Below are 17,752 nucleotides of genomic sequence, written 5' to 3' on the forward strand. Positions count from 1 at the left end.
CATTGCTGTAAATGTTCATACAATACGTTTAATTTACCATGATTCAGGGGGTGCCGTCAAGTACCAGCAAACGAAGTTTGCCTCCGCATTTGCCGCAGCGGTAACGCTGGGGATTCATTTTACGCTTCCGCAAGTATTCCTGACTACATGAGGCGCATACCAGCTTGTAGCGATAGGGCTGCGGTTTCCGCTCCGCTCTTCCCGGCAGAGTTTGGCAATGCCTGCTCCCTCCTACACGGGCCAGCCATGCTTTAAAATCCGCATCTCGATGCTGGTAGCCCATCCCGCGCAAATGCAAATGATAATGGCACAGCTCATGCTTAATAATTTTTTCCACCTCAGACCGCCCGTAGGCTGCAAGCTGATGCGGATTAATTTCAATATGATGGCTTTTGATAAAATATCGACCGCCTGTGGAAGACAGACGCGAATTAAAGCTGGCACGATGGCGAAACGGTACGCCAAAACTCTCCATTGAAATGTGCTCCACCCATTCCTGAAGCTCTTCATTGCTCATGGAATGGTTCATCGAATTGCTAAGGGACTTGGACTCCATCCTTACACGTTCTCCTCCTTTGCTCCATACTGCCAAGCATATTACAAAATAACGTCCAAAGTCTAACCCTCCATTCATAAGCCATCCAATTGATAAGCACACTTTAGGCACCCACCCCATATGCTAAACATACAGATGTAACGCAGAGGAGGAGATTGGCTTGCCTCAATGGCTCAGCAACCAGCTTATGCGGGCCTTTTACAAAAAGGACCGGCGCCAGATCAAACTGTTGAATGACTGTTGGTTTTTTTATCATAAAGCACCGGGTGTAGAGTTTGATGCCAACAATGGGTAGAAGTTCAGGGCAGTAATAAATGAAAGCCGGAGTCTCCGAAGTGGTTCGGAGATTCCGGCTTTTGTTATACCCTAATAAGGCGGTTATACGGATTTGTAGAGTATTATGCCTGCGATTGCGCTTCTGCCGGAGCTTTCATCGTCAGACCGACTCTGCCTTTTTTCAAGTCTACATTCAGCACCCATACGGTTACGTTATCACCAACGGATACCACATCCATCGGATGCTTGACGAAGCCGCTGCGCAGCTGCGAAATATGAACCAATCCGTCACTCTTGATGCCGATATCGACAAAAGCACCGAAATCAATAACATTGCGGACGGTTCCCTGAAGCTCCATGCCCGGTGCCAGATCCTCGATCTTGAGCACATCCTTGCGGAATACAGGCAACGGCAGCTCGTCACGCGGGTCACGGCCCGGACGCTGGAGGCTGTCCAGAATATCCCTCATTGTCGGCACGCCGACTTCCAGCTTCGCGGCCAGTTCGTCAATGTTGGACACGTTCAGCGCTTCCGTCGCAGCCTTGGTGCCCAGATCGTGGGCGCTGATGCCCAGTTCAGCCAACAGACGGTCTACGACAGCGTACGATTCAGGGTGAATCGGTGTGCGGTCCAGCGGATTTTCTCCACCCGGTATACGGATAAAGCCAATCGATTGCTCGTAGGTTTTCGCGCCAAGGCGCGGTACCTTCTGCAACTGACGACGGTTGTTGAATTTGCCGTTTTCCTCACGGTACTTCACGATATTTTTGGCAATTGTCGCGTTAATGCCCGCTACATAGGACAGCAAAGCCGAGGAGGCAGTATTCACATCCACACCGACATGGTTAACTGCCGATTCTACAACGTCCTTCAAGCTTTCATCCAGATGCTTCTGTGACACATCATGCTGGTACTGGCCTACACCAATGGCCTTCGGCTCAATCTTGACCAGCTCGGCCAACGGGTCCTGTACACGACGTGCAATGGATGCCGCGCTGCGCTCAGCCACGTCCAGATCCGGGAACTCCTCCTGCGCCAGCTTGGAGGCCGAGTAAACGCTCGCGCCAGCTTCATTAACGATCAGGTACGCCAAGCTGCTGTCGCCAATGTCTGCGATGACTTCAGCCACGAATTGCTCTGTTTCACGCGAAGCCGTTCCGTTACCGATGACGATCAGCTCAATGCTGTATTGGGCAATGAGCTGCTTGAATTTCTCGGCAGCCTCACGCTTTTTGTTGTTCGGCGGTGTCGGATACGTCACAGCCACTTCCAGCAGCTTGCCCGTATCATCTACTACCGCCAGCTTGCAGCCTGTCCGAAACGCCGGATCGACACCGAGCACACGGCGGCCCTTGATCGGGGCCTGTAACAGCAGGCTGCGCAAATTGCCCGCAAAGATAGAGATGGCCTGCTGCTCACCCTTCTCCGTCATTTCAGCGCGCACCTCACGCTCAATAGAGGGTGCGATGAGCCTTTTATATGCATCCTCAATGACGTTGCACAGCAGCTCTTCCACGGCGGATGAGCCTTTAATCACTTGACCTGCGACGTAATTGTGAATTGAATCGGGAGCTACCTCCAGTCCGACCTTGAGAATGCCCTCACGCTCTCCGCGATTAATCGCCAAAATACGATGAGGCGGCATTTTCTTAGCCAGCTCACGATAGCTGTAGTAGTTCTCGTAGACAGACTCTTGCTCTGCATCCTTCGCTTCGGAGGTTAGCATGCCATGATCCAGTGTATAACGGCGCACCCATTGGCGAATACTCGCGTCGTCCGCTATATTTTCCGCTAAAATGTCCAAAGCTCCTTGAATAGCTGCCTCGGCACTGTCCACTCCCAATTCCGCATTCACATAGGACTCAGCTTCCTTCAGAGCATCGCCCTGCTTCGGCTGGCTCCAGATCCAGATGGACAGCGGCTCCAGCCCCCGTTCCTTCGCCACACTCGCGCGGGTTTTGCGCTTTTGCCGATATGGACGGTACAGATCCTCCACTTCCTGAAGCTTAACCGCAGAAGTGATGGCAGCCTGAAGGTCTTCTGTCAGCTTGCCCTGCTCATCAATAATGCGAATGACCTCTACCTTACGGTCCTCCAAATTACGTAAATACAGCACACGATCCTCAATTTCACGCAGCTGATTTTCATCCAGTTCCCCTGTCATTTCCTTACGGTATCGCGCGATAAAAGGAATCGTATTCCCTTCATCCAGCAAACTGATCGTCGTCCGGATTTGCTTGAGCGCCAGCGACAGCTCTCTCGCCACTTGTTTGACAATCCGCTCCTGGCGATCTGCTTCGTTCGGCTCCTGCCGGATTTCCGTTTTCGTTTCCTCGTTAGACAAAGCTATCCCTTCTTCCTTACAACTCTTGTCTTTCATCATGTCTTTCATTATCACAAAAAAAGAATCAAAGCGCCAGCACGTAACGATGAAGCCAGGCCCAGCCTGCATTTTTCATCGGACACGCAAAAGGACAGCGCCCACGCGCTGCCCTTTTCCCGTTTCACTCGTCGTTCCAAAATGCTAAAAATCAATCAAACCGAGACTGATTTGTAGCGAATCGCTCACTTTGCGCATGGTTTCTTCATCCAAATGGGTGATTTTGTCGGTAAGCCTTTGCTTGTCGATCGTCCGAATTTGCTCCAGAAGAACGACAGAATCGCGATCAAAGCCATGCGTCGCCGCGTCGATTTCCACGTGTGTGGGCAGCTTCGCCTTCTGAATCTGGGCGGTGATGGCTGCCACGATCACGGTGGGACTGAACCGGTTGCCGATATCATTTTGAATGATCAGCACAGGTCTAACGCCACCTTGCTCGGAACCGACTACGGGTGAAAGGTCTGCAAAAAAAACGTCGCCGCGCTTTACGATCAATATGGATTACACCCCGCTAACTGTACGGCCCAAGGTGCTGTTTGCATCTTCCTCCGCATGAAAGGCTTCGGAGGCCATGGTCAAGTTAATTTTAGCCATCTCCATATAACCACGCTGCATGGCTTCACGAATGTAACGTTTCTTACGTTCGCCCACATACTGCTTCATGGCCTGCCTGATAAATTCACTGCGGTTGGAATTTTCCATGGCTACGATCCCGTCCACTTCCTGCAAGAGATGATCCGGCAAACTGATCATTATTCTTTTGGTGTTCTGCAAATTGGCCAACTTCTCTTCCACCCCCAAAACCTTGTCGCCATTGTACCATTATAACGTTATTCCCGGTAATTTATTCAAACGGAATACATGAGAATGTATATGATATTCGTATATCATCTATGCTGCATTCCATTATAAACTACGCAGTTCGTTTTCGTACAGACGTTTGATCCCCGAAATACAAGTGTCAGCGGAGCCTGATACGTCGATTTGACAGTTACAGCGCTCTTTTCTTTCCTTTGTACATATTTCGGGACGTTCTGCGAAAACTCCTGCTTTTATCCGGTAATTTGCGTCATGAAATTAATCCCAGCGGGTTGGAAGAAGCGAATTCACTCGAACGACAGGAATATTTCCCCGTGTATATACACGCGGTACCCTGTGTGCGATCATGCAGATCACCTCATAGTGGATGGTACCAAGCTTGGATGCCAGCTCATCTGCGGCAATCGTTTCGCCGGACTGCTGGCCGATGAGAACAACCTCTTCGCCGATTTGAATTTCTTCCGCATCCTCTGCGAAAGATTGTAAGGATACCATACACTGGTCCATGCAAATGGTGCCGAGCACCGGGACGCGGCGGCCGCGTATCAACACTTCGATGTTCCCACTCAGCATGCGGGAGTATCCATCCGCGTAACCAATCGGCAGTGTGCCAATTCGTTCTTCCTCAGTGGTCACGTACCGGGTGCCGTAGCTAACCCCCCAGCCGGGAGGGAGCGTCTTGGTGTAAACCACTGCCGTCTTTAATGACAATACAGGCAGCAGCTCAATGGCTTGCCGGTTAACCTCATCAGATGGATACAGGCCGTAAATACTGATGCCAATCCGCACCATATTGGGGGAAAGCGCAGGGGTATCAATGGTGGTCGCGCTGTTGCCCGTATGTATAATGGGAATGGTGATGCCTTGTTCCCTTAGCGCTTCCGCCACGCCCTGGAACCGATTATACTGTTGCAGTGTATAGCCTTTGTCTTGTTCATCCGCGCGGGCAAAATGGGTGTACATGCCTTCCAGCAGCACATGCTCCAACCGGTGAATCTGCCGGACAAAGGCAATCGCCTCTTCTCCAGGCAGCAGGCCCAGTCGTCCCATGCCGCTGTCTATTTTGATGTGCACCTTCAGCTTGCGTTCGCTTCCTTTGCGGTCCAGTCTGCGAATACCCTCCAGCACTTCTTCACTGAACACAGTCAGTGAAATGTCATGCTCCCAAGCCGTTTGCACAGCTTCCGGTGAGGTATAACCGAGAACAAGGATAGGCAGTCTGATCCCCGCCTGCCGAAGCTCCAGCGCTTCGTCCAGAAAAGCGACGCTCAAGTAATCCGCACCAAGGCGTTCCAATTCCTTTGATATTTCCACGGCACCGTGTCCATAGGCATTAGCCTTGACACAAGCCAGCAGCAGCTTATCCGCTGGCAATGCTCTGCGAAAAGCCTCATAGTTGGCGCCAAGGTGATCCAGGTTGATTTCGGCCCGGGTCGATCTGTATTGTGCTTGCAAAATCCAGTCACCTTCTTCAATTGTTAGCCTGTAACATAACCTTTTACCATTCGGAATGTGGCAAAGTCCTTACTTCCAAAGGTTAATGGTAATGTTCAGAAACGTCGCTGTCAATGGCAGATGGCGTTTACCAGCATCCTCCACAAGGAACATGACTTCCAAGCGAGAGGTACACACCCCTAGACCTCGAATGAACAAAAGACGGATACGGGCGGAAGCAGAGTAAAATACACTCTAAACCGTCTGCATCCGTCTATAAAGTTTTATTTACCCGATTGATCCTGTATAGAAGCGGCAATTTGTATCATTTCGCTCACAGGCAGGTCAGCACTGGTAATACGGAACTCTATACCGTCATTCATCCAGGTCATCGTCTGCTGCTCGCTGCCCGTCAGAACGGCAAAGCTTCCTCCAATATCGACCAGTTCACCCGCAGCTAGTGATACAGCCCGATCCTTCGGACGCGCCTCCACAATCGTATAGTTATACGTTCCACTATACCGCAGCATAACCGCATGCGTACCATTATCCTCCAGCTCCGGCGTATCCTTGATCTGTACCCCGGCCGGCGTATAGGACGGTTCAATCAAACCGAACTCACCCATCACAGCTTCAGCAGCATCCGTGCCTGCCGATGTCCCTGTTGCTGCATCAGATGCATCCGGAGTTTGAGCTTGCTGTTGCGCCTCTGTATTGCCCGCTGTATCCGGCTTGGCCTCCGTATCCGTGCTGCCCGTCGCGTCCGCGCTATCCGGTTTTGACGTATTGCCTGTGGCAGCTCCATCCACCGACGCTTCTCCTGACGGCTGCTGTGGCTTCTCTCCTGCTGTTCCCTGCTCTTGTCCGGGTTCGCTGGACGTCACACCTGTCATACCATCAATCGTACCGGAAGGATCAAGCTGCCCGCTGGAATCCACGGCTCCGGCTGAGGGCGCTCCTTCACTTCCCTTGCCTGTTTTTCCAGAAGCCATATTGCGCTCCATATCAAAAGAGTCCTTGTCGAACTTCGTATCAAACGCAAATTGATCGAATTTCAGATCCACAACTACCTTGGCGTTCGCATCAGATACCTGTACCTGAGTGGGTGCATAGTTATTTTTGGACAGCCATATTTTTTGCCTTACCAGCGCGTGGCTGTTGTAGTTCGCCGCCACATCGAATACATAGGATTTATCGTCCGAGGCCAGTTGACGTGAGGCATCGCCAATAATGCTGCGAACCAGCGTTTCATACAAATATACCTGCCCCTGGTTGTTCGGCCAATCGCTTTTGAAGCGGAAGCTCTTGTTCAGACTGGGCGTCAATACGAATACACCCTCATCATTGCGTAACACGATCTGAGTAATGTCCTTTTTCTCGTTCGTCATGGCAATTCGGTAATAGGAAGGCTTGCGGTAGGAAATGTCCACCTTGTACTCCTGCGGCGTGTCGCCGGTATGCAGCGTCATCAAAGCTGTACCGTGGTAGCTGTTCAGGTCGCTCACCACGTCACTCAAATCTTTAACCACATCGTCCGCGCTCTTCTTGCCGCACCCGGCCAGCAGCAGCGTTACACACATGACCATGGCAAGCATCCATGAAATCCGGCGCATATCATCAACCCCTTCAGCACATGTTTTAAATGAATTAGTACATGTCTATGAAGAACTTGTTCGATTTATGCAGACTGGCATGACAAGCTTGAGAGCTTGGATGGCGATTTGTATTATTTTTATGCTCATTCCCACCACTGCTCCAGACTCCAAACGTACGTTGGATCACATGCTGAACAGCGCTCTCTGGCGTAGCCTGCCCGCTGTGCGTCAAGGCCGGGTGTATTTTGTAGAAGCAGACCGCTGGAATTGGAACGATGCCATGACCCGGCAAAAGCTGCTCACCGCACTGCCCAAGCTACTCGGTGCTTCCTCATAAAACGCCTAACATTTTTTGCGAAAATATTACATCAACCCCTGAATGCTCCCATCCGGCTCCAGCGACATATGCTCGGCTGCCGGGGATTTGGGTAGACCAGGCATGGTCATTGTGTTGCCCGTTTCCACGACCACAAAGCCTGCTCCAGCGGACAATGACACTCTGGACACGTGGATCGTAAAGCCCTCCGGTGCGCCTAGCAGAGACGGCTGATCTGAAAAAGAATACGGCGTTTTGGCCATGCATACAGGCAGTTGTCCAAAGCCAAGCTGCTCCATGCCGGACAACGCCCGTTTAGCCGCAGGAGTATATACTACCTCTGCCGCACCGTAAAGCTCCTTCGCAATGACACTAATTTTCGCTTGCAGATCAAGCGCATGATCATACAACGGTGCAAAATGGGCTTTGCCCTCTTCGAGCAGATTCAGCAGGCTTTGGGCCAACTTTTCTCCCCCTCTGCTTCCCTGTGCCCACACCTGAGATAGCTCTGCGGATACACCCAGCTTGCGGCATTCCGCGAAAATCAGTTCCAATTCGGCTTCGCTGTCCGTTACAAAATGGTTGACCGCTACCAGTACAGGCACGCCGAATTTTTGCAAATTCCGTACATGCCGATTCATATTGGCTAATCCAAGCTGTAATTGCTCCAGATTTTCCGCGTCCAGCTCATTTTTAGCTACACCACCGTTATATTTCAGCGCTTTGGCGGTTACGACCAGCACAGCCGCATCCGGCTGCAAACCGGACTGACGGCATTTGATATCAAAAAACTTTTCTGCCCCCAGCTCAGCCCCGAACCCGGCCTCCGTCACAACCACTTCTCCCAGCTTTAGAGCCAGCTTCGTACCGATCAGACTGCTGCATCCATGCGCAATATTGGCAAAAGGCCCACCATGCACAATGACGGGTGTTCCCTCCAGCGTTTGCACCAGATTCGGCTTTAATGCTTCCCGAAGCAACACAGCCATGCCTTCCACTGCTTGCAAATCCGCTGCCGTCACCGTTTCGCCCGCTTCGTTATATCCGATGACCATTCGACCCAAGCGCACTTTGAGGTCTTCGATATTTTCACTCAAACACAATACCGCCATCACTTCCGAGGCCGAGGTAATCAGAAAGCCGCTTTCTCTCACCGCTCCATTCCCTGTTCCCAATCCGGTTACTATACTTCGCAAACTCCGATCATTCATATCTACAGCCCGTTTCCACATAATTCGTTCCGGCTTCAAACGCAAAGCATTGCCATGAAACAAATGATTATCGATCATCGCTGCCAGCAAATTATGCGCCGCCGAAATCGCGTGAATATCGCCTGTAAAATGCAGATTAATATCCTCGGCCGGAACAATCTGGGCTTGTCCTCCCCCGGTTGCTCCCCCTTTCATGCCAAAGCAGGGGCCGAGCGACGGCTCCCGCAGCGCAGCTACGGTCTTGTGTCCCAGCGTATTCAGCGCCTGCGACAACCCAATGGTCGTTAGCGTTTTCCCTTCTCCCGCCGGAGTCGGATTCATTGCTGTGACCAGCACCAGCTTTCCGTTCGGACGATCCTTCACCTGCTCCCACAGGGACGGATTCAGCTTCGCTTTATATTTTCCATACGTCTCCAGATGCTCTTCTTCGATTCCTGCTTCTTTGGCTACCTCAATAATCCGTTTCATGCTTCGTTATGTACCCCCTGTTTTTAAGTCTGACCAATGGTGTCAAACACTGTATCGTTTTATTTTACCAAAGTGTGCCGCTTTTTGCGCTATGATTCATTTCATCGCAAACGTTGCTTTCCTGTGAGTTGTAAAAAAAGAGCATCCCCCGCCCAGATAGACTTTGGTGGATACTCTTTTGGCACTTCTGTTTAACGACCAGCTCTCCAATTAACTCGCAGCATTAGCAGCGTAATTTTCAGCAAGAAATCCTTTGGAAATCAGGACAGCTTGGGCTTTCTTGGTCGCAGGACCATAGCCTTGGGACAGCAGATCATTAATATGTAAGCGATTATAGATGAAGCAAAATACAAAGCTGGATAGCCCACTTCCAATCCCCTCTAAACAACGCAGGGAAAAACCGTAAAAGAGCGTGGTCCATAAAAAACCACTCTCTATATAGTCTTTTAGAACTACACAGATATATATTATAGCGGGAACAAGTGGAACCTATTTTCGAATAATCGCAATATTCTTAAACACTTTCTTGTTTATAATGCTTTTCCAAAACTTCTTTAAAAGCATCGACCGGATACTGGTATTGAACCGTTTTTAACACAATCCGGTTATTCCACTGGTTTTTTTCCAGCTCGCATCCATGCTCCATATCCAGTTCCTTCATGACAAAAATAATCTCTTCCAAGGTTCCCATCACACTATGGCTGTTCGTCGTAGTAGCCAGCATCTGCTTGCCTTCCTGTGTATACGCCTCTACAATTTGTTCATCAAAACCCTCACTGAGCATGAGCTCCTTCAAGGCTTGAACGAAAAGAGTTGGTAGATTTTTGTACTGCGCCTTTTTGATTCCGAACAGTGTGACACTCAAGCGGGATGCATCATGCATAAACACAATATTTTTTCTCCGATTAAGCAAAAACAAGTTGGCATGCCAACTATTCAAAGGCGGATAAATATCAACTTGAAGTGGTTCGATATCCCATTCCTTCAGCAGTTTTTGTGTTCCCCGTATGACAAACATCGTTGCTCTCCTTTATGACGGTCCTGTGCCGTAGCTCATGTTTCGATCATGTCCAATCTTTCGTATAAGGCATGTCCCGATTATCATAACACCGTATTCCAAATATCGGTTTGTAAACACTTTCAGTATAATATAGGAAGGTAGCGAATTTCCAGTAATTTGATTACATCTTATGCTGGGGATGGATAAAAAAATCTACTTCAGTGCATTAAAGTTGAGAATATTTTAGGTACATTTTATGTTGTGGTTAAAGTTGACGACAAAGGCGACACGACGGTAACCGCCTACGAATTTCAATACATCTCATGTTGTGGTTAAAGCGCAGCCTGTTCCGCAGCTCCGCCCGTGGTCTTGTTATTTCAATACATCTCATGTTGTGGTTAAAGGGCTGTAGCGTCGGACTTGACTGTTTCCCATATACCATTTCAATACATATCATGTTGTGGTTAAAGAACTCTAGCTTTCCAGTGTTCGGATTTACACAATAATTTCAATACATCTCATGTTGTGGTTAAAGCATAACCCGTCCTTTAACGCGGCATCAATTAGGTTTATTTCAATACATCTCATGTTGTGGTTAAAGCATGGAAAGCATTGCGAATACAACTTTGCCGCAAAATTTCAATACATCTCATGTTGTGGTTAAAGGTAGGAGTCACATCCATCGAATTGTAATGCATACCTTATTTCAATACATCTCATGTTGTGGTTAAAGGAAAGTGAAAATGCATGACTATGTAGAAGGTTCCTAATTTCAATACATCTCATGTTGTGGTTAAAGGGGAAATGTAAGTAGGCATGTTGTAGTCGTCGGTAGATTTCAATACATCTCATGTTGTGGTTAAAGGCGGCGGCACATCTAACCCAGGAGGTCCCGGCGCTGGATTTCAATACATCTCATGTTGTGGTTAAAGTCACACTTTGTTCCCGTATACTTCTTTGTATATGTAATTTCAATACATCTCATGTTGTGGTTAAAGTACGCAAGATCAGGTCATTGGAACGTTGCTTTTAAAATTTCAATACATCTCATGTTGTGGTTAAAGCTTAGAGGATAACGCAGGGATAACGGTTTCAGTATTATTTCAATACATCTCATGTTGTAGTTAAAGAATACTCACAAGATTTTATAAAATCCTCAGTACCCCATTTCAATACATCTCATGTTGTGGTTAAAGTTATAGTAAATGTACCTAAAGAAATTTATGAAGAAATATTTCAATACATCTCATGTTGTGGTTAAAGCTGGTTCGGCATTGGCGATTTTTATTTTGTTTGCCGATTTCAATACATCTCATGTTGTGGTTAAAGGTCGTCCTAAGCCAACTGTTACGGCTGTTGAATATCATTTCAATACATCTCATGTTGTGGTTAAAGTAAAATACCAGAGGTGTTAGGTCCTAGAGTTAATCAATTTCAATACATCTCATGTTGTGGTTAAAGGCGGTCGATACCGTTCGGCTCAGGTCTCCTTACATATTTCAATACATCTCATGTTGTGGTTAAAGTTGAAATGTGAAGAAGGATAAAGTTTTGGTTTTTCAATTTCAATACATCTCATGTTGTGGTTAAAGGGGGATAGGCATCGACTAAGTGAATTAGAAGAGCTAAATTTCAATACATCTCATGTTGTGGTTAAAGAAGAAGGGAAGAAGATAGGATGCGTAATGTAATTTTATTTCAATACATCTCATGTTGTGGTTAAAGTTTTATAATTCGTCTCGTTGTTAAGAAAATAAGGGAATTTCAATACATCTCATGTTGTGGTTAAAGACGAGCGCCGCCGTGTAAAAATTCCTTTTTCTCCATATTTCAATACATCTCATGTTGTGGTTAAAGACCGACCACGGGCTCGAACTGGATTCCCGGTTAAGTATTTCAATACATCTCATGTTGTGGTTAAAGTCCTGCACTCAATGGATAATATCCATAAAGCGTTTTATTTCAATACATCTCATGTTGTGGTTAAAGTCCTTTGTGTAGCAGCAGGCCACTGGTCGGACGCTTATTTCAATACATCTCATGTTGTGGTTAAAGAGGAGGGAACAGCCCTCCATAAGGGGGAGAGACACAATTTCAATACATCTCATGTTGTGGTTAAAGACCGAAAAAAGATGGCACGATCCGAATCAGAACTAAATTTCAATACATCTCATGTTGTGGTTAAAGCTTTGCGATACGCTCTGCTCACGGCTTCACCTCGTCATTTCAATACATCTCATGTTGTGGTTAAAGGGATGGAGGGACGCGATCATTGCAAGACTTAGGGATATTTCAATACATCTCATGTTGTGGTTAAAGCCGAAAGGGTTTGGTGCCGATGCCGACGATTAACATATTTCAATACATCTCATGTTGTGGTTAAAGATTACAGCAAGGAAATAAGGCCGCGGTGGAGTCTCGATTTCAATACATCTCATGTTGTGGTTAAAGAGAAAGTCAGCGAGCGTATATCATACCTTCGTGTCCAATTTCAATACATCTCATGTTGTGGTTAAAGTCATCACCATCATTAAGCTGTAAGCCCATGACGTACATTTCAATACATCTCATGTTGTGGTTAAAGTTAGCTCTTTCACTTTTAGTCGGACGACGAATTTTTCATTTCAATACATCTCATGTTGTGGTTAAAGGCTAGTAAAATCAAGCTTTTCTATTTTAACAATGTACATATTTTACTACAGCCACAAGGGTTTCGCAATTTTTTCCCAACCGTAGGTCGCTTCTTTCCAAATGTAAACAAAAACAGCTGTATCCCTTGTGGCTCTAAGTAATTCCCTATATCATGTCATTTAGAGGTTGGGAAAAAAGTTCTTCCTTGGCACCCCACCTTTTATGAACTGATCCCCAAAATTAGGAGGTGCTACACACACCTATGAACCCACACATACTTCTCATCGAAGATGATACAGCCATTGCCGAGATGCTGCTCAAAGCACTCAGCAAAGAAGGCTACACATTAACCACCGCCTATGACGGGGAAGAAGGGCTGCTTGCTTTTGAACGTCACACCTATGATCTGGTATTGGTGGATCTGATGATGCCCAAGGTGGATGGTATGGAGGTCATCCGTCGAATCCGTACCCACAGCGCTGTGCCAATTCTGATTATGTCAGCCAAGGACAGTGACGTGGATAAAGCGCTTGGACTGGGCTTCGGGGCAGACGATTATATCGCCAAGCCTTTTTCGATGGTAGAAATGACGGCACGTATTCAGTCTGCCATCCGCAGAGCCACTACCTATGCACGACAGCAACAGCAGGAGGAACAGCCGAAAGCACAGGTCCTGACCTACGGAAATCTGCGCATTGATTTTGATCATTTTATGGTCACCCGCAACGGAATCCAAATTCAGTTAACAGCTAAGGAATCTGATATTCTGAAGCTATTTGTCACCCATCCGAACCGTGTATTTACCAAAGCGCAATTATACGGGTTTATCTGGAAAGAGGATTATATGGGTGACGAAAACGTGATTAACGTCCATATCCGCCGCCTGCGTGAGAAAATCGAAGAAGACCCCTCCCACCCTGTTCATATCAAGACCTTATGGGGCATCGGCTACAAATGGGAGAACGGCTGATATGAACATCGCGAGCATTTCTGAATGGATCGTCGTTCTCATCTTGTCCGTCGTTATTGTATGGCTCTGGCGGGAACGGGTGGCCCAAAAGCGCAAAATAAAGGATATCCGAAACGCACTGGAACGAATTGTAACTGTTAATCATGCGGAAAAGCTGCTATATGTCACAGGTGATACCGAGCTGCAAAGGCTCATGACGGAAATTAACCGTCTGCTGGACTTGAATTTAAGAGTGTCTGTGGATTACAACCGAAGCCAAATCGCCATGCGCAAAATGATTTCAAACATTTCTCACGACCTTAAGACCCCGCTTACGGTGGTGCTCGGGTATGCCGAGATGCTGGATGCCGATCCGCATATTTTGCCGGAAGAACGTGCAAAGCTGTTATCCAGGATTCATCAAAAGACAAGCGAAGCGATTGAGCTGATCGGAAGCTTTTTTAGCTTGGCGAAGCTGGAGGCTAATGATACGGATATTCCGTTGACCCGGCTGGAGGTGGGAGAGCTGTGCAGACGCAGCATTTTGCAGTTTTATGATCTGCTGACCGCGCAGGGGTTTGCTGTGCATATTGATATCCCAGAGCACCCCATTCATGCTTTGGGGAACGAAGGAGCGATTGGGCGGGTGCTGAACAATCTGATCTCGAATGCGATTCGCTACGGTGCCGATGGCCGGACGCTGGGACTGACTCTAACGGAACAGCAGGACACGGTGCGTATAGAGGTATGGGATCGGGGGCAAGGCATACAGGAGCCTGAGCAGGACAAGGTTTTTGAACGCATGTACACGCTTGAGGATTCCCGCAACAAGGCGATACAGGGCAGCGGGCTGGGTCTTACGATTGCCAAGCGTCTGGTTGAGACGATAAACGGAGAGATTCATTTGAGCAGCATACCTTATGAGCGGACGGTCTTCTCTTTTACACTGAAAAAAATCAACTATTAATCGAACTTAATAATTTTGTAAGAAACGGGAAAGAAAAATGAACATTTCGCCCTTTATCCTTGAATTATCAACAGTATACGAAGGGAGAACACCCATGACTTACATATTACGGACGCATCAACTGACCAAGGCCCTGAAGGGCAACGAAATTGTAGCGGGGGTCAGCATGAATGTGCGCCAGGGGGAAACTTATGGCTTTCTCGGTCCCAATGGGGCGGGCAAGACAACGATTATGAAAATGATTACGAACCTGCTCAAGCCGACCTCGGGTGAGATTGAATTGTTCGGTGAAAAATTAACGCCAAAGTCGTACCACCTGCTCGGCCGGATGGGCTCGATTATTGAATACCCGATTTTTTATGACAGGCTGACGGCCCGGCAAAATCTCGAACTTCATTGTGAATATATGGGCTATTATAACAAGCAGGCTGTTCGGGATGCACTGGAGCTGGTGAACCTGCGAAACGCAGATGACAAGCCGGTAAAGGATTTTTCACTGGGGATGAAGCAGCGTCTCGGGATCGCCCGAGCGATTGCGACCAAGCCGGAGTTGCTGATTTTGGACGAACCCATTAATGGGCTGGACCCGGTAGGGATCAAGGAAATCCGCCAATTGTTCCACATGCTGTGCAAGGAATATGGTATGACGATCCTTGTGTCCAGCCACATTTTAGTGGAAATTGAGCAAATTGCCGATACGGTGGGTGTGATTAATCACGGTCGACTGATTGAGGAAGTATCGATGGAACAGGTGCGGGAAACCAATACGGAATACATCGAATTTACGACCAATGACTGCAAAAAAGCGGCCTACGTCCTCTCCCATCACCTGAATCTGACGAATATTCGAGTGCTAAACGATCAGAATATACGCATTTACGATACAAGTGTACCACAGAAGCAAATTACGAAAACGCTCATTTTAAATGAGGTAGAGGTGGATTCCATCCACCAAAAAAACAGTACGCTGGAAGACTACTTCGTGCGGCTGTTACATGGAGGTGAACCCCATGCTTAAACTGATGCAACTAGAGCTGAAAAAGTTTCATTTGGCGGGATATATCCGTTCGGTGCTGATTGCCAACGCATGTATTTTAGGCCTGTTCATCATTATTGCGCTGGACAGCCAAAGTGAAGGAGTGCCCGAATTTACACGGTACGCTGAGCTTTTGGACCTCCTGGACTATATGGTCAGAGCCACATTTATTATTTTTGCCTCCGTCCTGCTGTGCCGCTTTATTGTGAGCGAATTTAAGTCCAAGTCGATTAACATCTTGTTCATGTACCCGATTGACCGCAAAAAGCTGATGGTCGCCAAACTCTTAATCGTGTTGCTGCTTACGTTCATGTCCATTATTTTATCGGAAATCATCATTACGGCGGCCCTTCATCTATTAAATCAGTTCGTTGTTATTGTACCGGATAAGCTTAGCCTCACTATACTAGGACAACAATCAGTGCGGACACTGATCAATGCGGTTGCAGCAAGCTTTATGGGGCTGGTTCCGCTGTACATGGGAATGCGAAAATACTCGATACCTACCACCATTGTGAGCTCGATCCTGATCGTAGCCCTGCTGTTTTCGAATAATAACGGCGCTACACTTAGCTCCATTGCGCTTGTGCAGATCGGGTTCGCCGCGCTGGGAATGCTCGTAGCTTATGCAGCCATCCGCCGCATCGAGTATAAGGATATTACCTCGTAATATGTAATTTTGTGAAACGCTTTCAAGAAATGAATGAAAACCTTTGTTCGATGTACACATATTTTTCACTGGACTTCATTCTAAAACAGGTATATCCTATAGGAGAAATTAAAAAAACGGAATAAGGATCTTCGGGGTAGGGTGTGATTCCCAACCGGCGGTATGGCTCATGGAGCTAAGCCCGCGACTCTGTATCTGGTAACAAGATACGGACTGATTTGGTGAGATGCCAAAGCCGACGGTAAAGTCCGGATGGAAGAAGATCGAAGCATGAACATGCCGCAAGTTAAATGAAATTGCTGCGTTATTGGTTTTGCAGCAATTTCATTTAACTTGCATACAGCGGCAAGTTTATTTGATCAACCCCCGTCTTGCATGGCCTATCGCCATGGACGGGGGTTTCTGTGCCACCGGTCCTGTATTCGCAAGGAGCTAATTGAGTATGAGTCAATCATCAACTGTACTAACATCCAAAGGTTTTGATCGTAGCTCCCACATGAAAAGCGGTTTTTGGCTAGTCGCGATTGGAGCGGCCTTGTGGGGCGCGGACCCGCTGTTTCGTATTATTTTGCTCAAATCATTTACCTCTACACAAATTGTGCTGATAGAGCATGTGCTGCTCTTTATCGCCCTGGCACCCGTGCTGTGGAAGCATCGCGAGGAGCTTAAAGCGGTACGGCTTCGTCAGATTTTGGCTATTTTGTTCGTTTCGTGGGGCGGCTCGGCTCTAGCCAGCGTGATTTTCACGATGGCACTCAGCAACGGTGATCTTAACGCTGTGCTGCTGCTCCAAAAGCTTCAACCGTTGGTCGCTATTATTCTGGCCCGCGTTATATTGAAGGAAATGCTGCCGCGTCATTTTGGAATATTAATTGTCGTGGCTCTGTTCGGGACGTATCTTCTTACCTTCGGCTGGTCGCTCCCCTTCGGACATGTTCATGATTTCATCCACGTCGGCAGTCTGCTTGCACTAGGAGCAGCGGTCCTGTGGGGCGGTTCGACAGTAATGGGAAGCTACTTGCTTCGTTCGATGAAATATGAGACGGTGACCTCCCTGCGCTTCATGGTAGCTCTCCCTCTGCTGATCGTTCTCACCTCTGTGGAGCATGCACCTTGGAATATGCCTGCTGGCACATGGGCGGGCGCAGCAGTGATTATCAATCTGTTGCTGCAGGCGCTGCTCCCTGGTCTTCTCAGCCTGTTACTGTATTACAAGGGCCTCAGTACGACCAAGGCGTCTTATGCCACGATGGCAGAACTAAGCTTCCCGATGGTCGGTGTTGTAATTAACTGGATGGTTTTCCAGCAGATCGTTACGGTAGCGCAATTGACTGGCTTTATGCTCATCTGGATTACGCTCTTTATGATTTCTCGTCAGCAAAAAGATTAACAGGTTCAATGTTCCTTTCATGACTCACCCAAGCCAAATCGAGAAGATGCTTT

General features: G+C 47.8%; 15 protein-coding genes, 1 pseudogene, 1 CRISPR repeat array and 1 riboswitch. Of the genes and pseudogenes, 7 read left to right on the plus strand and 9 right to left on the minus strand.

The genetic code is table 11. The features are described 5' to 3' along the window. Nucleotides 1-43 precede the first annotated feature (43 nt). Nucleotides 44-556: a SprT family protein gene (locus L696_RS0100740; protein ID WP_025681936.1), complete on the minus strand. Its 513-nt coding sequence runs from the start codon at nucleotides 554-556 to the stop codon at nucleotides 44-46. Nucleotides 557-716: 160 nt separating this feature from the next. On the opposite strand from L696_RS0100740, the gene cmpA reads away from it, so the two are divergent. Continuing rightward, nucleotides 717-851: a cortex morphogenetic protein CmpA gene (cmpA, locus tag L696_RS30125; protein ID WP_007429337.1), complete on the plus strand. Its 135-nt coding sequence runs from the start codon at nucleotides 717-719 to the stop codon at nucleotides 849-851. Between the two features lie 103 nt (nucleotides 852-954). Here cmpA and L696_RS0100750 read toward each other — a convergent pair whose 3' ends face one another. The 5 genes from L696_RS0100750 to L696_RS0100770 form a co-directional block, all read right to left on the minus strand. Beyond that, nucleotides 955-3,177: a Tex family protein gene (locus L696_RS0100750; RefSeq protein WP_025681937.1), complete on the minus strand. Its 2,223-nt coding sequence runs from the start codon at nucleotides 3,175-3,177 to the stop codon at nucleotides 955-957. Nucleotides 3,178-3,357: 180 nt separating this feature from the next. Further along, on the minus strand, nucleotides 3,358-3,708 hold the full coding sequence (locus tag L696_RS0100755; protein ID WP_007429335.1) for a type II toxin-antitoxin system PemK/MazF family toxin: 351 nt from the start codon (nucleotides 3,706-3,708) through the stop codon (nucleotides 3,358-3,360). Nucleotides 3,709-3,714: 6 nt separating this feature from the next. Next, entirely contained in the window at nucleotides 3,715-3,996 is a 282-nt protein-coding gene (locus tag L696_RS0100760; protein ID WP_025681938.1) for a CopG family ribbon-helix-helix protein, read from the minus strand. A 294-nt stretch (nucleotides 3,997-4,290) separates the two neighbouring features. Then, nucleotides 4,291-5,487: an alanine racemase gene (gene alr / locus L696_RS0100765; protein WP_025681939.1), complete on the minus strand. Its 1,197-nt coding sequence runs from the start codon at nucleotides 5,485-5,487 to the stop codon at nucleotides 4,291-4,293. 263 nt (nucleotides 5,488-5,750) lie between these two features. Continuing rightward, nucleotides 5,751-7,079 (minus strand): DUF4367 domain-containing protein, encoded by a 1,329-nt coding sequence (locus L696_RS0100770; RefSeq protein ID WP_025681940.1) that lies wholly within the window; start codon nucleotides 7,077-7,079, stop codon nucleotides 5,751-5,753. Between the two features lie 79 nt (nucleotides 7,080-7,158). On the opposite strand from L696_RS0100770, the gene L696_RS0100775 reads away from it, so the two are divergent. Then, entirely contained in the window at nucleotides 7,159-7,398 is a 240-nt protein-coding gene (locus L696_RS0100775) for a hypothetical protein (protein ID WP_245233259.1), read from the plus strand. Nucleotides 7,399-7,424: 26 nt separating this feature from the next. On the opposite strand, the gene L696_RS0100780 is transcribed toward L696_RS0100775, so the two are convergent. The 3 genes and pseudogenes from L696_RS0100780 to L696_RS0100785 form a co-directional block, all read right to left on the minus strand. Next, the gene (locus L696_RS0100780) at nucleotides 7,425-9,056 is read right to left on the minus strand and encodes a formate--tetrahydrofolate ligase (protein WP_025681942.1); all 1,632 of its coding nucleotides are present in this window, start codon (nucleotides 9,054-9,056) and stop codon (nucleotides 7,425-7,427) included. Between the two features lie 210 nt (nucleotides 9,057-9,266). After that, nucleotides 9,267-9,527, minus strand: a pseudogene (locus tag L696_RS31665) (hypothetical protein). 43 nt (nucleotides 9,528-9,570) lie between these two features. Next, nucleotides 9,571-10,074 carry a DUF6933 domain-containing protein gene (locus tag L696_RS0100785; protein ID WP_025681943.1) on the minus strand — a complete coding sequence of 168 codons (504 nt, stop codon included), beginning with the start codon at nucleotides 10,072-10,074 and terminating at the stop codon, nucleotides 9,571-9,573. Nucleotides 10,075-10,297: 223 nt separating this feature from the next. Continuing rightward, nucleotides 10,298-12,707: a CRISPR direct-repeat array (repeat unit 30 nt; unit sequence ATTTCAATACATCTCATGTTGTGGTTAAAG). Nucleotides 12,708-12,949: 242 nt separating this feature from the next. Between L696_RS0100785 and L696_RS0100790 the strand changes: the two genes are divergently transcribed. The 5 genes from L696_RS0100790 (at nucleotide 12,950) to L696_RS0100810 (ending at nucleotide 17,699) form a co-directional block, all read left to right on the plus strand. Beyond that, the gene (locus L696_RS0100790) at nucleotides 12,950-13,657 is read left to right on the plus strand and encodes a response regulator transcription factor (RefSeq protein WP_025681944.1); all 708 of its coding nucleotides are present in this window, start codon (nucleotides 12,950-12,952) and stop codon (nucleotides 13,655-13,657) included. A gap of 1 nt (nucleotide 13,658) precedes the next feature. Beyond that, nucleotides 13,659-14,603 (plus strand): sensor histidine kinase, encoded by a 945-nt coding sequence (locus L696_RS0100795; RefSeq protein ID WP_049827232.1) that lies wholly within the window; start codon nucleotides 13,659-13,661, stop codon nucleotides 14,601-14,603. A 94-nt stretch (nucleotides 14,604-14,697) separates the two neighbouring features. Beyond that, nucleotides 14,698-15,621 carry an ABC transporter ATP-binding protein gene (locus L696_RS0100800; protein WP_025681946.1) on the plus strand — a complete coding sequence of 308 codons (924 nt, stop codon included), beginning with the start codon at nucleotides 14,698-14,700 and terminating at the stop codon, nucleotides 15,619-15,621. After that, nucleotides 15,614-16,309 carry an ABC transporter permease gene (locus L696_RS0100805; RefSeq protein WP_025681947.1) on the plus strand — a complete coding sequence of 232 codons (696 nt, stop codon included), beginning with the start codon at nucleotides 15,614-15,616 and terminating at the stop codon, nucleotides 16,307-16,309. Before L696_RS0100800 ends, L696_RS0100805 begins: the two co-directional genes overlap by 8 nt. A 123-nt stretch (nucleotides 16,310-16,432) precedes the next feature. Continuing rightward, a riboswitch (FMN riboswitch) is annotated at nucleotides 16,433-16,577 on the plus strand. 174 nt (nucleotides 16,578-16,751) lie between these two features. Beyond that, nucleotides 16,752-17,699 carry a DMT family transporter gene (locus tag L696_RS0100810; protein ID WP_025681948.1) on the plus strand — a complete coding sequence of 316 codons (948 nt, stop codon included), beginning with the start codon at nucleotides 16,752-16,754 and terminating at the stop codon, nucleotides 17,697-17,699. Nucleotides 17,700-17,752 lie beyond the last annotated feature (53 nt).

The sequence above is a fragment of the Paenibacillus maysiensis genome (assembly GCF_000520815.1).
GTDB lineage: Bacteria > Bacillota > Bacilli > Paenibacillales > Paenibacillaceae > Paenibacillus > Paenibacillus maysiensis.